Origin of the sequence: Pricia antarctica (assembly GCF_900101815.1) — a bacterium.
Lineage (GTDB): Bacteria > Bacteroidota > Bacteroidia > Flavobacteriales > Flavobacteriaceae > Pricia > Pricia antarctica.
The window spans coordinates 1-19,387 of the sequence record NZ_FNAO01000001.1; the positions used below are offsets into that span (position 1 = coordinate 1).

Genomic DNA, 19,387 nt, shown 5'->3' on the forward strand with positions numbered 1-19,387 from the left:
ATAGTTCTTTTTGCCTTGCATACCTTGAATTTACGGATTTCCGCGCATTGGTGAAAGCAAAAATTGATGTTTATCGGAGTTGTGCAACAGCCACGTTCGTTTTATGGGACACTGGATATTAATCCTAGATTGTTAAATTGGTGTTGTTCATATTCCTGTGTATAGATGTCCGGTCAATACTCCTATGTTATGGTTTTAGGTTAAAAATCAACCTTTCGGAGGTACCCTTCGGTCAAATATTATTGCAGTTTTCCCTAATTCTAATAAATAAAATGAAAAGGGGAACTACAATCTTGGTATTGGTAATGGCACTCGTTTTAGGAAGCATGTCATGTATGGCCAAGACGATAGGATGATGGACGGGGCGTCCACGATGTACTCACAAGGAAAAACCACCACCGATATTGCACCGAAGGTGTCCTAGGTGTTAAGAAGGCACCTTGGTAACGGTCTCTATGTTTGACAGCAGAGGGCCGCCCGAATATTGGATCAGCAAAATAGCACAACAAGATAATACATCCCAAATCAGAACAGGGTAATGGCTGGACAGGAACCCTATTGCCCAAAGGGAAGGGTTTTGAAAAAAAGTACCGAGAGGCAATAGAAATTAGGCTTTGGATAGCAAAAAGCATCCTGACGGAGTCAAAAAATGCAGCAATCGTAAAGGCATCCACGCAGGTGCCACTTAAAACCACCAGCCTGCCATACCAATCCCCATAGGAAACAACGTTGTCAAAGACCCGGTGTAGTTCAATCGAGTAGACGGGTCCGCCCCTAGTTAGGAACGGACTGCGCCTCTCACAGCCGTACATACGGGTCTCGTATACGGCGGTTCGTCATTTCAGAACTTTACACGGAAGTAATACGCTAGCAAACTTTCATAACCTCTTTTTCTTAGGCATTTTTTGGTAATAGTAGTCCCGAGAATAGGGCTTTGGGCTACTGCCCATCCTCCCATTCTTGTCCTACTCCAAGCAAAGGCCTGTCCCTGTTTTATTCCTAATCTAATGAGGTTCTTGCGTTTGCGCTCTGGTTTCTTCCAGTCATGCCATATACAGTAGCGAAGTCGGTTTCGTAGCCATTCATCCATCTTTTTAAGTTTGGTCTGTATATTTCCTAAACGAAAATTATTCAACCACCCTTTATAGATGAGTTTTAAGCGTCGTAGTCGTTCCGCTAATGATAATGGCAGCGTTTTCTTGGTAGCGAACTTGAGCTTGCGTTTAAGTGCTTGCCAAGCTGTTTTACTTACTGTTAACTGGTACTTGCCTTTTCCGCCTTTCTTATACATTGGCGTAAACCTATAACCCAAAAGTGTAAATGTAGAAGGTCTTCGGATACCGCTCTTGGCTCGGTTTATAGGCAAATCTAGCTTCTCTTTTAGAAAAAAATAAACCTCGTTCCCTATCTCTCGTGCTGCCGCTTTTGATTTGGTATAAATACTAAAATCATCGGCGTAACATATAAACTTGAACCCTCTCGCTTTTAGGTATTTGTCCAATTGGTCCAACACTATGTTCGACAGCAATGGACTTAATGGGCTGCCCTGTGGTAATCCTTTTCTACGCTTACACAGTCGTCCATTTTCTACAATGGGCGCTCGTAACCATTTGCGGATCAGCCACAAGGTGGTCGGGCATTTTACCTTGTTATAAATAAGTTGTAATAGTTTGTAATGCTGTACTTCATCAAAGAAACTCTTTAGGTCTATATCTACTATGTCATGGTAGCCATCATTGATGTACCCTTGACTTTTTAATAATGCCTGTTGCAGGTTCTTCTTAGGGCGAAAACCATAACTCTCATCCTCAAAATCTAATTCAAAGTGAATCGCTAATTCTTGACTTACCGCCTGTTGAAGCCATCTGTCTACTACTGTAGGCACGCCCAGTAATCTGGTCTTGCCATTTGGCTTGGGTATCTCTACCCCTTTGATAGCTTGTGGTCGGTAGCTTTTTGAAATAATCTGATGAACCACTTCTGAGCGGTGGGCAGTTATAAATGCCTTTAGCTCTTTTGTAGCCATCCCGTCTATTCCTGCCGAACCTTTATTGCGAACTACCTTTTTACAGGCATCACTCAGGTTTCTAGCGGCTACTACTTTTGCTATCATTCGTACTGTTCTTGTCCTTCTAAGTATAGGCTATCAGGTAAACTGATTCCTATACAAATCCAGACGTGATTTAACGTTTAGTCCTTCCTTACTTGTGAGACCTCTAGGCTAATGCCCTAGCTCATTTCCCGTAAGTACTATGACCTCTGCTGACTTCTCCATATAGTTACACGTAACTTTGGAGACCTCCCCAGGTAAGTACATCTTCTTTCCTCTAATTACTGCCTGATCTACTATTTTGGTAGTCTCCAATTGCTTGGAGTCTTGGGCGTTACAATGATGTGTTTGCTTACCCTACCGCATAGCCTCGTGTCAGATTCCTGTTCGTCAGTACCAGAGTTTGTAGGCTCGCTTCCTTCAGTCCTATCCTCACGGATAACAACCTTGCGACTTACTAATGGTTCAAGGCACTACCCCTGCCCATAAGGGACTCGCACCCTCTAGATTAATTTGATTATATTAATATAACCAAAAAGGTGCCCATGCTGGGCACACACACCTCATTCATGCTCGGTCGTACCGACCGCACGAATGCTCAGTTATTGCCAATAGTATCCTTTTAGGATAATCACGAGGCGAAAACCTATCTTTAAATAATCAGATTTTTGTCGGTACAGTACTTTCTTCAGGTTTCCTTTTGTGGTCTTAGGAGATGATTCCAAAAGATGAATTTCCGCTGCTCATTCTAGCAGATTCGGATATGATTTGGAATTTTTCTGTTCCTGCCGTTAAATCATTCCCAACAACAGGATTAGGTAATTTTAAATTTTTAGTAGTTAAGATCTATAGACATTTGCAGAACTCCCCCATCATATGAAAATTCAGCGTCAGAAAAAGAAGGAGCACTCAATGTGACCTCAGCACCACTGGAAAAACCATAACCTTCCTTCGGAATCCCAAAAATATTAGTGTCAAGTTCACCGTTGAAGTTTTCATCATGGATCACGGCAATGGCATATTTTCCCTGTAGAACATCTGAAAACTCAAAACTCGCATCTGTTCCACTTATTTGTGTTATCATGACCTTAGATGCGAATTTCAGGAATTTGCCCGGGAAACCTTCGTCGGATTCAAAAATCGCACAGGCGATAACCCCAGTATTGTTACTTATATTCTGAATTTTTACATTAACGGAGGGGCATTCTGTCTGAGCAAACCCATTTGACGGCAGCCATACTAAACTAAGAGCCAGCCAAAAAAGCAGCCGTGAAAATTTTCGGAAAATCCGGGGCATTTCAGAATGCCCGGTATTTTGGGGAAAAAACTTAAAAAGCAGATTATTCATTATTTTACTGTGTTTTTTGTAGACACGCTAATTTAATCATTTTGGCGGTAAAATAAAAGACGTACTAAAGTTCAAATAAAGCATGTTCAATCTGAAGTGATTAAAATTTTTTTGGATCGAAAGAAAAGGTTACGGATATTTGTGTCGAAAAACGCAAATAACTAAAGAACAACTCTTTATGTACAGTGTACTCGACAAAGATATGATAGAAATGGAAATAGTGCCATTAATTCCAAGGGACAAAGAGGTTTTGTGCCTACGGTCCGGTGGCCGAGATCATCAATGCAATCCTGTACAAGCTCAAAACCGGTGTGCAATGGAACCAGTTGCCGGTAAAAGCACCGTTTTCAGGAGTGGTGGCCCTTAGCTGATAATCGGTCTATTACCATTACAGAAAATGGTGTCTTTGTTGTGAATGGAAGGGTTGTTGGGTCAAATTCCTGAAAAGGCATAGTGGCGATCTGGACCTTTCAAGCGTAGACCTTGACGGTAGCCATATACCGGCGATAAGGGGCGGGGCCAATTTCGAATATCAGGGTAGTAAAAAACGCAGAGCGACCAATGCCCTCTACCTGACCGATAGGCAGCGGACTCCCTTGGCCATGTCAGAACCCGTGGCGGACAGGGTGGAAACCCCAAAGCTCGGCGCGGCCTATTTTCTTATCAAGGCCAACTCGTTCCCGAAGATGCGCAAAGGGATCGCCGAGGCCATCGACACCGTTTTTTCGGGCTGAAATCGTGGCCGTTGGTATTTGTGCCGCGCCGATCGTTGCCATTTAGCTTTCCTTTACGGTCTCCCCTACGGGAACAACCTTCGGCCGTCCGCGGCCTATCCCGGGTTCCCTTGAACGGCCATTTTTGCCGTCCCCAGGCTCCTTAGCATCTTGATATGTTCCATGATGGCCGAAAGGAAGGTCCTATTGGTATGGTAGGGTATCCCGAACTCCTTTGCGGTCCTTTTGACTATGGGCGAGATCTTGCGGTAATGTACATGGCAGATATTGGGGAACAGATGGTGCTCCACCTGATAGTTCAGACCCCCGATAAGCCAGGAAAACAACCTGCTGTCGGGGGAAAAATTGCTCGTGGTCGCCAACTGGTGCGCGGCCCAGTCGTTATCTATGGTCCCGTTTTTATCGGCAAGGGGATATTCCATCCCGGGCATGATATGGGCTATCTGGAAAACGCTGCTTATCAGCAGGCCGGTGACCAGGTGCATGGCGATGAAACCCGAAACGACGATCCAGGGGGCCATGGGCAGAACGATGATCGGTAAAATGAGCGAATACAGGTAATAGAGGGATTTCCATGCGATCAGTTTCATCAGCGTATTCCTGAACTCTCCTTTTTTACCGAGAAAGCCCATTTTTTTATACCGGTAGAGCCTTACGAAATCCTTGGCCGTGACCCAGGCTATGGTCGACATACTATAGAAGAACCATACATAGAGGTACTGGAACCTATGGATCCTATATTTTTTGGCATGGGGCGAGAACCTCAGGAAAAAGGGCATATTGATATCGTCATCGGCCTCCTGTACATTGGGATAGGTGTGGTGCAGTACATTGTGCTGGATCCTCCAGACGGCCGCGTTCGCCCCTATGAGGTTCATCGTATAGCCCAAATACCTGTTCACTGTCCTGTTCCTGGAATAGGAGCCGTGTATGGCATCGTGCATGATGCCCATTCCTATCCCGGCCATCCCCAGGCCGCTTATGATATAGAGCATGAACACGGGCCAGATCTGTGCGATAAGCCCTGTGTTCAAAATTATAAGGGGGGCCAGAAAAAGAAAGAGCATCAGGACGGTCTTCCAGCGCATGCTATTATTGGCATGCCGGTCGGTACCGCTGTCCTTGAAATGCCGTTTTATCCTTTTTCTCAACGTCCTTGAGAAGTCGGACGGTCCTTTGTTCGAAAATGTGGGTTTGCCCATAATATAAGTTTCCGGATTTCTAACGGTTTCCATCTACGGCCTTTGCGGCCCTACCGGAACTTTCCCGTTCTAAGAAACCCCGCAATTTTAAAATGCCGCTTCTTTTTCGTGTCTTTACGGTGCCCAACGGAATATTCAATCGGTCGGAAATTTCCCTTTGGGAATATCCCTTTAAATAGAACAGAATAATGACAACAATGGTATTGTAAGTATAATTCAATGCCTCTACCAAATTAAATGTGATCGATTGTTCAAATTCACCCTTCCCCATGATTTATTACTCTTATTAATTGATGCCATGCTGTGTCCTTGGTTCTTTCCGTCCTATATCGCTTTATTTTTTGAATTCTGCTTTGCAATTTTAGCTTCTTTTTTTTCCTTCCGGGTTTTTAAGGGTGCTGTTTTATCTGATTTTGCCTTTCCATCCTTTTCTCTCAACATACTCTTTTATTTTTAAATTATCCATTTTTGAACATTGTCAAAGGTTCAATTAAAAGCCTGTTTTATGGTAGGGGATCCACGCTATATTTTCTCAAATACCAATCTATAATGATCCATTATTTCTTTTTCAAAGCATATTTTGTTCGGACTAATCCTAAAAACGGCTACCTGATGTCTAAATTCCTTATCCACAACGTATTTGGGAATTAATGACACATAAAGCCAGTACTTTTTCAGATTAAACTTCCTGAATCGCTTTCGCCATTGGCGTATCGTCTCAATATAATCGAGTCTTCCGCTACTTTTGGAAATTAGTTTAAAGGTTGGTTGAGCATTTCTAATGACCATTTCTGGACCGTAAGGAAGCCAGGAACCTGGAAACTCTTTAACCATTAGTGCCATAACATGTGCGGCTGAACCTTTTTTGGCGTTGACATCCAAATCTTTATACTCGATCATATTCTTGCTAAAAGTCATGGTCTGCATATAAAATCTTCCGCCACTGGGTAACAAATTGCCTACGGTTTGAAAAAAATCCCGATATACCTTTTCCTGCTTTCCTTCTTTCCATTCTTCAACGGAACAGAAATGTTCCAGTCCGCCAATGCAGCTAATGGCATCAAACGTTCCAAAATCTTCCGGTACTACATAGCGACAATCTTTCACAATGACGTTCATCCCATTTTTTTGACAAGCTTCAGCTTGCCCCTCCGACAAGGTCAGGCCCATACAGATTGCACCCCTTTCTTGAGAAGCGTATTTAATAAAAGGTCCCCAACCACAGGCCATATCCAACACTTTACTTCCATTTTTAATATGAAGACTGTCCGCTATAAATCTATGTTTTTCTTTTTGGGCTTCCTCCAGCGAAAGGGAAAAATTACCGTCATATCTGGCTCCGCTGTAATCCCCTGTTTCCCCCATACTTAATCTGAATATATGGTCTATGGTGGTATATGTAAAATCTAAATCCTTTTTATCGGCCATTGTTTTAATTTTAAGTTTGACTGCCCATTTTCTTCTAAACCCCTTTTGAGGTGTTTTTTCCTGGGTAAGATGCTGTTTTGAAATATATCGACTATTTTTTCCTGCCCGTCCGACAGCTGGATACGCTTCTTTTCCCTAGATGGTAGTTTATAGTAAAATACCAAGTTTTACATGGAGACCAATGACGTATTCTACGTATAATTTCCATTGGAAATGCGAAGTGGTTGTAAATAAGTGTTGAATATCCCTCTCTCCCCTTTCGGCATTACATGGGTATGTGGTTTTTGGAAAGGTTTTTAATACAATCGAATTCCTATAAAGATAGTCAATATACAGCTTCCTTCAACCTCTATTTAATCTCTATTGGGTTTAATTCCCCTAGGCTTGCCTAGTATTTTAGAGAAAAGTTTGAAAACGGATGGTTTTCATCAATGAAAAAGACATGTTCCTCTGAATGCCTCGGGGGCTTGCCCCGAGGATTATTTACTATTCTTGACAGTAGGTAAAATACTTGTTTTTAGTACTTTAACATACTATTTGGAAGCACTATATAAATCAAACCTACCTTTAGGCTATCTACATTCCCGGCAATAGTGTATCGTCCGGAAGTTGTTCTTCCAACTCCTTCAATGTTTCCTCTTTTTGATCATTAAAACTGACCATCCATTTTATCCCAAATTTATCGGTAAAACTTCCGTAGTAGTCGCCCCAAAACTGTTCCTCCAAGTGCATCTCGATATCGCCGTCTTTTGAAAGCTCCCCGAACAGACGATCCGCCTCTTTTTTACTGGTAGGGCTGAGCATGATATGTATATTGTTTCCAGGCTCGAGGCCTTGGCCTGAGGACTCGATAACGTCCGAGGCCATTAAAATAGTGTCTTTCGCGATGGGCAGCGAAATGTGCATGGTACGGTCTTGATCTTCCCTGGAGAGATTCCCGCTATCGGGGCCGTCCTTCATTTTCATGTGTGACACAAATTCCCCGCCGAAAACCGACTTGTAAAAATGGAACGCTTCTTCGGCCTGGCCGTCGAAGTTTAAATACGGATGTACTTTCATGATCTTTAAATTTTAGGCCTGACCGTTTTGTGCAGTCGGGTATTAGACGTTACAATTTAGCTTATTTTTCCGAAAGCCCCTTTACCTTTTGTAATGCTTTGGGAAAGGCCTTTTGAAAATCGTCTAGATACTCCTCGGCCACATCAATTTTAACGGTCAGTTCCGTTTTGCCTTCCGTTTTTCCAGCGTATAGTTTTCCATCGCTCCCGCCCATCGTTCTACCTTCTCGCTTGTAGTATCTTCTACACCATGTTCAATAAAGCCCAAAGGTTTAAAGGACATAAAATTATAGGGGTCGCTGGTCTTTATTCTTGTCAATTACAAAAGACGATGCGAAAATAAAAGAGTAGATGCGAATTCTACAAGAGTATATGCGAAAAGCAGCGCAAAGAACAGTTATTAAGCTATTGACTTAGGCACTTCACCAATAACCCTGAACGCCATACTGAATGGTTGGGCTAAAGCCCATGAAGTTGTGCCCTATATTGAACACGGGCTGAAGACCCGTGGCAATTGAAAATTAACAGAAAACAATTGCCACGGCTTTTAAGCCGTGGGGATAATTGAAAGAATATAGACCGGGCTTTAGCCCAAACGGGCAGCGGTTCGGTTGCAATGCTCTATGTATTAGAACAAAAACACATGTAAAATAAGTGCTCAGACGTTATTGACTAGGTGCCTAAGTCAATTAAGCTATGTACCTTTTCATTGAAGGCGGAACACCGCCCAACTGATTGAGATGGTCCCAAAAAACGTTCCTTTTTTGGCACTGTCGAGACTTTGTCAAAAAAAGAGGTTTTCGTAACCTGCAATATCATGTCTAGTGTATTCAACGCTGTTTTGTTTTAGCGGTCAAAATATCATTATGATTATCTTTACCGGATGGCACGTAATACATTCGATAAATCGGAATATGGTGATTGGATAAAATCCATTAAGGATAAAATCCGCTCCGCAAAGAACAAGGCGGCACTTTCGGTCAATCAACAACTCATACAACTGTATTGGGAACTGGGTAAGGATATCACCTTCAAGATGAAGGATTCAAATTGGGGAAGCAAGGTAATCGAACAGATTTCCATTGACCTTAATAACGAGTTTCCGGATATGAAAGGCTTTTCAAAAAGGAATCTATACGCCGTAAGGCAATGGTATCTATTTTATTCACAACGATTTGAATTTGTGCCGCAGTCCGTGGCACAATTGCCATGGGGCCACAACAGATTGATCATAACCAAGATAAAAGACGTTGAGAAGGCCCTGTTCTATTCTATCGAAACGGTTAAAAACGGCTGGCCGCGGGATATCCTGGAAGTACAGATCGACGATAATCTGATAGAAAGGGTCGGCGGCACCTCCAATAACTTTGAGAGTACCTTACCGGTTCCCTATTCCAAAATGGCGGGACAGACACTGAAAGACCCCTATAATTTTGATTTTCTTGGCCTTGAAAACGAAGCCAAGGAAAGAGAGATAGAGAACGAGATTTCACGGAACATCACCGATTTTCTATTGGAACTGGGGAAAGGATTTGCTTTTGTCGGTAGACAGTATCCCTTGGAGGTCGGTCAAAACGAATACTTCTTGGACCTGCTCTTCTATCACCTTGATCTCAGATCTTATGTTGTGTTGGAGCTCAAGTCCGGTAAGTTCAAACCGGAATATGCCGGAAAGCTCAACTTTTATCTATCTGCCGTGGATAGCATCCTTAAAAAGGAATCGGATAATCCGACTATTGGCATCCTGCTCTGTAAGAAGAAGGATAAGATCGAGGCCGAATATGCGTTAAGGGATATCAACAAGCCAATGGGAATCAGTGAATACAAGCTGACGGAGGCCATCCCGGAAAATATTAAAACAAAGCTTCCTACGATAGAGGAGCTGGAAGAGGATTTGAAAATGAGAATAAAAAACAAGGATAATTGGAAATGACATTAACGATTTCTCACGCCCAGTCCCATAAATGTTTCGTTTTACGGAACTGACGGATTATGGTTATTGCTCCCTTCGATCTTCGATTTCAAGCTATTTATGTGGCAATAATTGGATTTTTAACAATTCCCGAAAGTATGAAAATTGAAAACCAAAACTCATAGGTATTGAGTGATTGCCGTTGAGAGCATCCTAGAGCCCCCAAAAATATTAGCAACGTTAAATAGTCGATTAGAGATGTTTTTCGGGAAGCATTTTGGAATGTAGAATCCGGACAATAAAAATATCACTTTTGCGCTTTCGGTAATAAATAACATGGCTTTCATACCTAAAAAACAAGTACTGTTGCTCTGTACGGGTATGCAGAAATCCTCGCCCTATATCAGGACGGCCTGCAAGCGACTGCATCCTTTCCTTGAGCCCCGCCAAATATTCCAAGGTCTGGGTCTCCCCAAAGTCTGCCATACTGCGCTTGGTAATTTTCTGGATATCCTCAGTGCTTTTTTTTGAACGGGTATAATTATTCACTGCGCAGCCTCCGTTTTTTGCTCCGCAATGGCTCCCCGCACGACGTCGTCAAAATTCTCGGTACATTCGCCACTTTCCTCACCTTCCTCTAAGGCCTTCATCAAGGTCCCGTATTTTGCCTCTTCGTCTTCCAACAAACGCAAGGCGGCCCGCACCGCTTCGCTAGCGGAACCGTATCGTCCGGCTTTGGTAAGGCGCGCTAAAAATCCTTTGAAATGGTTACCTACATTGATACTGGTCGTGGTGCTCATGTTGCTGAATTTTATTAGTAACACTATAAAATTACTATATTTTGGTAATTTATGCAAATAGAAAATTACAGACATGTAAAAAAATGTTTAAACTAAACCCCATATCATGACTTGTGCTCTTGTTAGAAGCTGAAATATTGATCTGGGTTATTTATGATACAATAGTATCTAAAGGTTCAGATATAGCTGGGATTAGCTCCATTAAAACGTTCCTTTTAGGGGATTGAAACAAATAAGTCAGAAATCTAAAATAATAGCTCAAATCGGGATATTCTTTCAGGGAATGGCCGGTTGGGAAGGGTAGAGACCCCGTGGATAAGCCGTTACTTTCAGAACATTTATCCATGGAGAAATATCAAGGATTATCTATTTTTATTTTGGTTATCAAATTTGTAAAAATCAATGAATCTGATGGTCTAGGAGCAGAAATTGTTTCAATTTTATCATTATATCCAATGATTATGTACCTTGGAATCATAAATGTGCCGGGTCTGTTATCTGTCAAGAAACTGATAATTGAGGATTTGTCGGTATTCAAAAGTCTATATTGATACTCATTTTTTAGAAATTCTCGTAACTCTTTTGATTTATTCAACCATTTTTCTTGATGGCTATCAACAGAGATAAAAACCCATTCAATATTTTCGTTATTTGCCAAATGTTTTCTAAAAGTCTTTGTTTTTGTTATTTCAGAAATACATGGCGAACACCAACTGGCCCAAAGGTCCAAAACCTTGATTTTGTTTTTGGCCTTTTTCAAAACATTATCTAGTGTAACTGTATCACCACTTAGCCCTATCAATCGTTCGGCCATGACTTTTTCAGGAAATTTAAGACCAAAAGCATCCAATTTCTCATCTATTCTGTCGAGTGCTTCCCGATAAGAAGGGTTTAGACCCTTGTCTTTATATTCATGTATTAGATTTTTAATTTCTTCCCTATCGATTTTTCCCTGTCCAAAACCTTTTTCATAATAATCGTGTATAAGACTTGTTATCGCGTAGTTTTCCAAGGACCCGTTCAAATGATTTTGTATATACTCCTTCTCTGTTTTAAAATTCACAGTAGAATAGTTTAATCGTCCGTAATTGACATAGTAGGATCTTATAAACGCAACCAAAGATCTCTTAAAATAATCCTCGTTCAAAAGCTCGGGCCTTTTAAAATCATTAATTGTAATATGGTCCATATAATCACCCACATCAAAAAAGCCATCTCTTTCCACATCGTAATCCTTGGCAATGGTTTGGAAGAAACCTTCTTGACTATTTACGTTAAACCCAAATTCCGTCGTAACGGACCTAGGGGCCACTAAATTATACAAATACTCAAACTTAAGTTCTGCGCCCACAATCCTCTTGAAATCATTCGAAACCTGGTTCTTTACTATATAATCCTCAAAGAATTGATGTCGCCTTTTATAAATGGATAGACATCGCTTTTTATAATCCTTAATATCACCTTTATATTTATTTTTTGCCCATTCGGTGTTTGTCGAATCCAGCTCAGCAAAAAAATTGTACTGAGAAGCATTTCTCCCATTAAAACCAATTCCCCTTTTATCAATTAACATTGCAATCGAGTCTCCAGGGCTTGCAAAAATTCGAGTACTATAATTTGTGGAATCTCCAAAAGAAAAAACTTCAATTATTTGGGCCTGATTAATCGATTCGAGGGTAAATATTGTGGTGTCATTAATCTTTTCCTTAAATAGGTTATCATGATTGGCTCCTCGGAAATAAGAGTAGTTGATAAAATTCATATAATCAAAGGCTTTCGCATCATCAGCAAATCCTTTTATTACTACGTTTTTGGAAGAATTCGTTTTATCCTTAAGGACAGACGTTATTTTTCGGGTATTGTTTTCGTTATTTTGCTTACAAGTTATGAATGACAAAAGGACCAGGGTTAGCAGAAATATTATTTTGTTTTTTAGAAATCTCACGGATGATAAAGTTTTAGTGAAATATTTAGGAGTATGGATTATCTTCTGTTTTTAATGTAGGCCTCATCAGCGTTAATAATAAATTTAATACTTAAAAGTCCCCGGTGCTTCGCAGTGGAAGCCTAGTATAAAGTTTGAAAACGGATGGTTTCCATAAATTTCAAGACTTTTTCTTTTCATACCTCGATGGTTCTGCGGGTAAATTCGTTAGACTCTTGATTTTTCTAATAAATCAAGGTTCTGGCACAAGTACCCACGTCACACTTTCATGACGTATGAAAATCATCAACTCATTAATTATTAATCTATTATTTCAATAACATAAATTTAAGACTTTTTCGTAAATAGACCTAGTCCTATAAAACGGCCGATTTACCTTTTTGGGTTAAAAGATTAGCGAAGTCCCAAGAAAGGTTGGTTTTATGAAACATTGAAAAAAAGAATGGAAGGCCACAATCTCCGAATGGTCAAATGTCTTTCTGATAATCACCATATTCATCAGAGCATGTAGAAAATACAATAGATCATCCCAAGATTGAAACCGGAATGGCATAAAATTGCTCCCAGTATTGACCCGGAATAGAACTTGGAGGCAAAGAAAAAAATGCTGGCCATGAACATTCCCAGTACCCAAATGATTGTTGGCAATAGCAGAAAGTTCCAGCCACCTCCTACAAAAACTAACCCAAAGTGAGAAATGTGGGTAAGTGCGAACGCAAGGCTGTCCACAAGAGAAGCTTTCCTGTCCCCGATTGATTTCGCAAAACTTGAATGTACGATTCCCCTGAAGAACAGTTCTTCCCCAATGGGGCTAAAAACCATTCCCGTGACAGCCATTATTAGGAACATAGCCACCTTATCTTCTTTACCGATATCAGGTGGGATGTTATAGGACCTGCCTATATAGTTGTACCAATTATTAAAGGTATCTCCATAAATATAATCTCCTAAATAGAAAAGTAACAAGCTAATTATCAGACCTATGAAAAAACCGATTAGCAACCATCGGTAATTCTTTGGTTTTGTTATTCCAATTTCTTTTAAGCCCTTTCTTGTCAAGAATATAAATGGAGCCAGTGCCGAAACCACCATTACCAAACCTATATATCCATAATTCTTGGTGGCATTCGCATCTAGGACCAATGCAAATCGAGGAAGACAAACCACCAGAATCAAAAAAAGTCCGAATTTCCAATTAAAATTAAAGACCTTTTTCCATACCGGTCTCAAAATATTCTCCATACTTGGTTTGATCTTAATCTGGGAAATTAACAAAAAAGATAGTCCCAAAAAAGCGTTCGATTAACGGAACTAATCAAAATATGAGATTATCATGTCTCGCCTAGTTGTGGTGGTGGGGGGGCAGTCCAAATCATCTTCATTGGATATTTTGAATTTAAAAATTAGCTGTGGATAAGTGAATTAGTTTGAGGGATACGGTTTTGCGAGCAGATTTTTTACACTAGTCTAATGAAAAAGCTCATAAGATTTACAAAATTATGGCCAACAGTTGGAAAAATAAGATTTCCAGAAAACTTTCGTAAAATTCCTAAGCTTAAGGATGTAATTAATGTTATATAAGCTATCGTTATATAATCAATTTTGATTTCCATCGTTTCAGTCAAAGCTACTCCGTGAACCATTGCAAAAGTGAATGTAACTATTATAAAACCCCAACCGAACATCATTCCTTTGATTTTTTTGGACGGAGCAAATGCCTTGCTCAAAATCCATAATAGAATGCCACGATATACTATTTCTTCTGAAAACCCAGGCATTGTAGCTTGAAAGCCAAATTGTTCCAAATTGAATTCGCCTCCTTTTGGAAATATTATCATTTTAAAAATGAAATCGAATAGAAGAAATCCGAGAAATATCCAAATTCCAAGTTTTAAAGTTCTTTTATTGAATTTTGTTGTAAATCCAATATCCTCTCTAATTTGTTTTGAATGATATAAAACGAAAATCAGGGCTAAAACCAAAGCTAAAAACGCGCCGCTCCAGTTCCAGTTCAAATGGAGAAAATCTAATTTAAGATATTGACTACCAAATATTCTTAAATAAGAATCAAGCAAAAAATAGCCGGCAAAAAGTATGAGATATTTAGGATTTGTTTTTTTTGAGAAGATTTGTGCTACAATTAATAAAGGTAGAATAATTCCGAGATGTAATAATGGTGTCCATAAAGGCATAAAATTCACTTGTTTCTAGTTATAAAACTAGGACGATTTAATATCGACTTTGTTACAATGCTTGCTTTTTTTAAGTGCCAACGCGTTTAGTGTATGTTCGGTGGCACCTATCCGGAAACTTGTTTACGGCTCAAAAAGTGAGTAGTCCATTAAAACGTTCGGTTCACGGGACAACTAAAAAATTCAATAGCTTTCTTCGACAATTCTCTGGGCCTCGGTTTGAGCATCTGAATGAGTTAGAAACTCCTTTTTGAAAAAATAAAAAATTGCTATACTATATTTGTGTAGTTCAAGGAAAATGAAATTACCCATGGAATGGAAAAAATGAAAATCTTTGTTTGTAGTTTTAATAAGCAACAATGAATTCAATTTATTTGACTTTTTCATTACTGTTATTCGTTTAGCCGACTTCCTGATTTCGGAAATGACTTTATAGGGACTATAGTCAATTTCTTGCCTCAAAACAGATAACGGAAAGTCTGATAAATAAGGAATAAACCCACTATCTTTTGAAGATAGGAAGCGCCTTTTTGCATTGAGAACTTGAAATTTGTAATCTATGATTTCCAGCCATCTAATAATATTCATTAAATACTCATCGTCCGGGTAACTTTGATTCAGATCCAATCCGGATATTAGAGTTTTTATATAAGCTTCCACAGAGCCAAGAATGTTGTTGTTACAATTTGCGCAGGTCGGGATTGTTGTTTTATTGTAGGTCTGAGAAAGGCCATTTATATTCGTGGTGAACTTCTTTTTTGTGCTAGCGTCAATAAGCCATTTTGGGACAACATGTTCCTTTGTCAAATTTTGGTCTGTTCCACAAAACATACACAAAACTTGGTTATCAATCTTTGACGTGGGGTTTCTTGAAATATAAACGGAGTTAATATGGTCAGTTACTACTTTCGAGTTCTTTCTGGTTATCTTCCGAAGCACTTTAAAATTACTTTCAATGCCCATATCATTTCGAGAAAACTTATCCATATCCCTGTTTAATTTTGTCCTAAGCAATCAAATATAATTATACTGGAGTACAGTTTTATATAATGGCCGGTTGAAGAACGGAATTTGGAATGGCTGAGAAAACGGAGAACGTGCCAAAAAACGTTCGTTTTAAAGGAATATTGAAAATTGTTTTTCAGCAAGTATGAAAATAATTAGAAGGACCTCTTTTTGCCTAATTTTTTGCATCATGCCAATTTACATCTAATTCGAATACCAAACATTCATACTTTCCAAATTACCACGTATTACCGTATTGTTCAATAGGGCTCCTCCAAATGAAAATCCATGTTTGGCAAAGGCAATGTTCAAACCATAGGAAGTGGCCCTTACTTAGGGATAAATGGTTTTCTAGTAGCTCTGATCCATATTTTTCTTGATTTCCTGTACAAGATAATAGGATAGGTTTTGCTCTTTATAATCAAGGTTTATAGAAAAATCAACGATTTCTACGTTGGATTCTTTATTATGTATTTGGCCTAAGAAGAAAGTTTATCCTTAAAATCGTTTATTACCCCACCCTTCAGCAACAATCCTATTTGCCTATCGCTAAGGCTATGTTTAGTGAAAATCTCCTCGGTATTGTTCTTATTTTTGACCTTAACCTTAATGAGACCTTTATTAATTATGTCTTCCCTTAGGTCTTTGAACTCGATCAAAGCCCCTTGTTCGATATCGTCATAATTCTGGGGGTTATCGAATTCCAAGGGAAGAATACCGAAATTTATTAGATTCTGCCATGCGATCCGTGCATAATCTTTGGCAATGACCGCCACTTGACCTAAATATTTTGGTGCGATTGCAGCATGTTCCCTACTACTGCCCTGTGCGTAGTTTTCCCCGGCCACAACGATATGACCACCGTATTTTTCTTTGGCAAGCATGGCTCGGTCATAAAACTTTTCATCGATTACGGAGTAGGAGTATTTACTTATTTCAGGAATATTACTCCGAAACGGAAGCACCTCCGCACCTGCTTTCAATATTTCATCCGTAGAGACATTGTCCCCCATTTTTAATAGTACGGGAACTTCGTATGCCGATTTTAGTGCGTTCATCTCTGGAAGGGATTTAATATTAGGTCCCTTTTTAAGCTTTATTTCGAGGTTGTCCTTGGTCGGCGGCACCAACATATCCAGATTGATGATTACCTCATCCGGGAACTCATATTGCGGATATTTCATTCCGAACAACTTTTCAAGATCTCTAGGATCCGTAATTTTTCCTGTTAAAGCGGAGGCGGCAGCAGTTTCTGGACTACATAGATAGACTTGGTCGTCCTTTGTCCCAGAACGGTCCGGAAAATTACGGGGCATTGTCCGTAGACTTATAGTGCCACTTGCCGGGGCTTGTCCCATACCAATACAGCCCATACATCCGGACTGGTGATAGCGCGCCCCTGCCTTTATCAGATTGGCAAAAGTTCCGTTCCCGATCATGTTCTGGATGATCTGTCGGGAAGTGGGATTGATATCGAAGGAAACTTCTTGGTTTACGCTTCTATCCTTTACAATAGCACCTGCCATCCAAAAATCCCTAAGTCCCGGATTGGCGGAAGAACCGATGACCACCTGACTGATTTTTCTATTCTCTACATCGCGAACGGGAACAACATTGCCGGGGCTTGTGGGCAATGCAATTAGAGGAACCAGTTCGTCCAGAAGAATTTCATGCTCCAGGTCATAGGAACAACCTTCATCCGCTAAAATTTCGTTCCAATCGTCTTCCCTTCCTTGGGATTTTAGAAAGCGACGGGTTTCCCCATCACTTGGAAATACCGTTGTAGTAGCACCGAGTTCGGCACCCATGTTCGCTATGACATGCCGATCCATGGCACTCAAATGCTTTAATCCGCTCCCATAATACTCTATTATGCTGCCTACTCCCCCTTTGACACCGAAACGACGTAACATTTCAAGTATGACATCCTTGGCGCTTACCCAATCGGGTAGTTTACCCATCAGTTTCACGCCCATGATCTTTGGCATTTTAACAAAATAGGGTTGCCCGGCTATGGCAGCGGCCACATCCAAACCACCTGTGCCAATGGCAAGCATTCCCAGAGACCCCGCGGCACAACTATGACTATCGGAACCTACTAAGGACTTGCCTGGGATTCCAAAACGCTCCATATGAACGGGATGACTTACCCCGTTACCGGGCTTGCTGTACCATAACCCGAATTTTTGAGCAGCCGAATATAAAAAAAGATGGTCGTCCGCATTTTTAAAATCGGTCTGTAATAAATTATGGTCTACATATTGCACGGCCACTTCGGTCTTTGCCCTATCGAGACCCATTGCTTCCAGCTCCAACTGCACCAAAGTTCCTGTAGCATCTTGCAACAACGCCTGATCTATCTTTAGACCAATTTCCGTTCCTGGATCCATTGTCCCGGTTATCAAGTGGGATTGTATCAATTTCTGCGCAACGTTCAATGAGTTCATGTTTTTGATTTTTTTAGAGAATACGTTTAACTAAAGTGCTCGATAGGCTTGAAAAGAGAAAGTATCGAAGAATTGGAGATTCTGCTAAATTTTAACTGCACTCTATAAGATATGCATTTTAGATTAGTATGAAAAATACGAAGGAAAGAAGTTCTGCTAAACGTATCAGGTTCTGCTTCTTGAGAGCCTTTTAACATAGGTTTAACCTGCTTTGACGGAGAGTTCGCACCCAATGTTGTATATTATAAGTTATTGTAAATCAATAAAATAGAAAAATGAGCGATAAAAGAAAATTTAAGAGGAAAGTAAGACAATCAAACCCTACTAATCCATCCGGGGGCAGCGATATCAAGAATAAGACATTTGATATTGACAAAAAAACTATAGACGAAAACCAAAGTAAAAAATAGCGTCGAAAAGAACATTGGAACCGCACAATTATAATGTAGATGTCAATTGGGAAAGAAGATAAAGATTGAAAAAGAGTAATTAAACCAAGAAAATGCAACAATGAAAATTCAATTTAATACCGATAAAACGATAAGTGGTAATGAAAAAGATCAGCATTATTTTACCTCCTTGATAGAAGAAGGGCTGAAAAATTTTGAATCTTATATTACAAGAATAGAAGTTCATCTATCAGATGAAAATGGAAAAAAGGAAGGACTTAACGATATGCGATGTTTGCTGGAAACCAGAATTGAAGGCAGACAACCTTTAGCAGTTTCATGTCAGGCCAATACCGTTGAATTTGCTGTTTCAGGTGCCATTGATAAACTCACAGCTTCTTTAGAAACAATTCTTGGAAAGATACAAGATCATCAAAAAACCACTTAATGAAAATGAAAAAACTAGGAATCTGGATGGATCATGAAAACGCAAATTTAATTGATTTAAATTCCAAGAAACACAGTCGTTCCATAACCTCAGAATTTACTTTCAATACAAAAGAAGACGCATTGAATAGAAGTGAAAGTCTTATGCATAATAAAAGGCAGCAAATGCATGAAGCCTATTACAAAGAAATTGCAGATGTCATTTTGAAATATGATAATGTGCTTTTATTTGGTCCGACAAATGCAAAAACAGAACTACATAATTACTTGAATAAGGATTTACACTTTAAGGATATAAATATTGGTGTCGAATCAGCTGATAAGATGACGGATAACGAAAAAGATGCTTTTGTGGAAAATCATTTTAAAAAGTAATCTTCTACGATTTCTCTTGAATTACTAAATTTTTTTTCGTGTTTGATTTAGGAAG

18 protein-coding genes and 1 pseudogene are annotated in these 19,387 nt (G+C 39.8%); 5 read left to right on the forward strand and 14 right to left on the reverse strand.

Going from position 1 to position 19,387, the window contains the following annotated elements; all coding sequences use genetic code 11:
• Positions 1–371: 371 nt before the first annotated feature.
• Positions 372–539: pseudogene (locus BLT07_RS21800) on the forward strand (IS91 family transposase); the annotation flags it as partial.
• Between the two features lie 302 nt (positions 540–841).
• Here BLT07_RS21800 and ltrA read toward each other — a convergent pair.
• Positions 842–2,113, reverse strand: a complete 1,272-nt coding sequence (ltrA, locus tag BLT07_RS00005) for a group II intron reverse transcriptase/maturase (protein ID WP_091864509.1) — start codon at positions 2,111–2,113, stop codon at positions 842–844.
• 769 nt (positions 2,114–2,882) lie between these two features.
• A complete protein-coding gene (locus BLT07_RS00010; RefSeq protein WP_245726403.1) occupies positions 2,883–3,398 on the reverse strand; it encodes a DUF2141 domain-containing protein in 516 nt (171 codons plus the stop codon).
• 602 nt (positions 3,399–4,000) lie between these two features.
• On the opposite strand from BLT07_RS00010, the gene BLT07_RS21540 reads away from it, so the two are divergent.
• A complete protein-coding gene (locus BLT07_RS21540) occupies positions 4,001–4,132 on the forward strand; it encodes a hypothetical protein (RefSeq protein ID WP_262503227.1) in 132 nt (43 codons plus the stop codon).
• Between the two features lie 95 nt (positions 4,133–4,227).
• Here BLT07_RS21540 and BLT07_RS00020 read toward each other — a convergent pair whose 3' ends face one another.
• The 5 genes from BLT07_RS00020 to BLT07_RS20845 all read right to left on the reverse strand — a co-directional run bounded on the left by BLT07_RS00020 (position 4,228) and on the right by BLT07_RS20845 (position 8,035).
• Positions 4,228–5,367: a fatty acid desaturase family protein gene (locus BLT07_RS00020; protein WP_245726404.1), complete on the reverse strand. Its 1,140-nt coding sequence runs from the start codon at positions 5,365–5,367 to the stop codon at positions 4,228–4,230.
• Entirely contained in the window at positions 5,354–5,605 is a 252-nt protein-coding gene (locus BLT07_RS00025) for a sigma factor-like helix-turn-helix DNA-binding protein (RefSeq protein WP_091864515.1), read from the reverse strand. Before BLT07_RS00025 ends, BLT07_RS00020 begins: the two co-directional genes overlap by 14 nt.
• A gap of 251 nt (positions 5,606–5,856) precedes the next feature.
• The gene (locus tag BLT07_RS00030) at positions 5,857–6,762 is read right to left on the reverse strand and encodes an SAM-dependent methyltransferase (RefSeq protein ID WP_091864517.1); all 906 of its coding nucleotides are present in this window, start codon (positions 6,760–6,762) and stop codon (positions 5,857–5,859) included.
• A gap of 576 nt (positions 6,763–7,338) precedes the next feature.
• Positions 7,339–7,821 (reverse strand): VOC family protein, encoded by a 483-nt coding sequence (locus tag BLT07_RS00035; protein ID WP_091864519.1) that lies wholly within the window; start codon positions 7,819–7,821, stop codon positions 7,339–7,341.
• A 61-nt stretch (positions 7,822–7,882) separates the two neighbouring features.
• Positions 7,883–8,035, reverse strand: coding sequence for a hypothetical protein (locus BLT07_RS20845; RefSeq protein WP_175455219.1), 153 nt, complete (start codon positions 8,033–8,035; stop codon positions 7,883–7,885).
• A gap of 668 nt (positions 8,036–8,703) precedes the next feature.
• Here BLT07_RS20845 and BLT07_RS00040 point away from each other — a divergent pair.
• Positions 8,704–9,753 (forward strand): PDDEXK nuclease domain-containing protein, encoded by a 1,050-nt coding sequence (locus BLT07_RS00040; RefSeq protein WP_091864521.1) that lies wholly within the window; start codon positions 8,704–8,706, stop codon positions 9,751–9,753.
• 231 nt (positions 9,754–9,984) lie between these two features.
• Here BLT07_RS00040 and BLT07_RS00045 read toward each other — a convergent pair whose 3' ends face one another.
• The 7 genes from BLT07_RS00045 to BLT07_RS00075 form a co-directional block, all read right to left on the reverse strand.
• Complete coding sequence (locus BLT07_RS00045; protein ID WP_091864524.1) at positions 9,985–10,281, reverse strand: type II toxin-antitoxin system RelE/ParE family toxin; 297 nt, start codon at positions 10,279–10,281, stop codon at positions 9,985–9,987.
• A complete protein-coding gene (locus BLT07_RS00050) occupies positions 10,278–10,532 on the reverse strand; it encodes a type II toxin-antitoxin system ParD family antitoxin (protein WP_091865520.1) in 255 nt (84 codons plus the stop codon). Before BLT07_RS00050 ends, BLT07_RS00045 begins: the two co-directional genes overlap by 4 nt.
• Before the next feature lie 355 nt (positions 10,533–10,887).
• The gene (locus BLT07_RS00055) at positions 10,888–12,477 is read right to left on the reverse strand and encodes a TlpA family protein disulfide reductase (protein ID WP_091864526.1); all 1,590 of its coding nucleotides are present in this window, start codon (positions 12,475–12,477) and stop codon (positions 10,888–10,890) included.
• A 498-nt stretch (positions 12,478–12,975) separates the two neighbouring features.
• Positions 12,976–13,719, reverse strand: a complete 744-nt coding sequence (locus BLT07_RS00060) for a CPBP family intramembrane glutamic endopeptidase (RefSeq protein WP_091864529.1) — start codon at positions 13,717–13,719, stop codon at positions 12,976–12,978.
• 215 nt (positions 13,720–13,934) lie between these two features.
• Positions 13,935–14,669 carry a CPBP family glutamic-type intramembrane protease gene (locus BLT07_RS00065; protein WP_091864531.1) on the reverse strand — a complete coding sequence of 245 codons (735 nt, stop codon included), beginning with the start codon at positions 14,667–14,669 and terminating at the stop codon, positions 13,935–13,937.
• Between the two features lie 183 nt (positions 14,670–14,852).
• Complete coding sequence (locus tag BLT07_RS00070; protein WP_091864533.1) at positions 14,853–15,656, reverse strand: hypothetical protein; 804 nt, start codon at positions 15,654–15,656, stop codon at positions 14,853–14,855.
• Between the two features lie 497 nt (positions 15,657–16,153).
• Positions 16,154–18,121 (reverse strand): aconitate hydratase, encoded by a 1,968-nt coding sequence (locus tag BLT07_RS00075; protein ID WP_091864534.1) that lies wholly within the window; start codon positions 18,119–18,121, stop codon positions 16,154–16,156.
• A 510-nt stretch (positions 18,122–18,631) separates the two neighbouring features.
• Here BLT07_RS00075 and BLT07_RS00080 point away from each other — a divergent pair.
• Positions 18,632–18,958, forward strand: coding sequence for an HPF/RaiA family ribosome-associated protein (locus BLT07_RS00080; RefSeq protein WP_091864536.1), 327 nt, complete (start codon positions 18,632–18,634; stop codon positions 18,956–18,958).
• A complete protein-coding gene (locus BLT07_RS00085; protein WP_245726405.1) occupies positions 18,958–19,332 on the forward strand; it encodes a hypothetical protein in 375 nt (124 codons plus the stop codon). Before BLT07_RS00080 ends, BLT07_RS00085 begins: the two co-directional genes overlap by 1 nt.
• Positions 19,333–19,387: the final 55 nt, after the last annotated feature.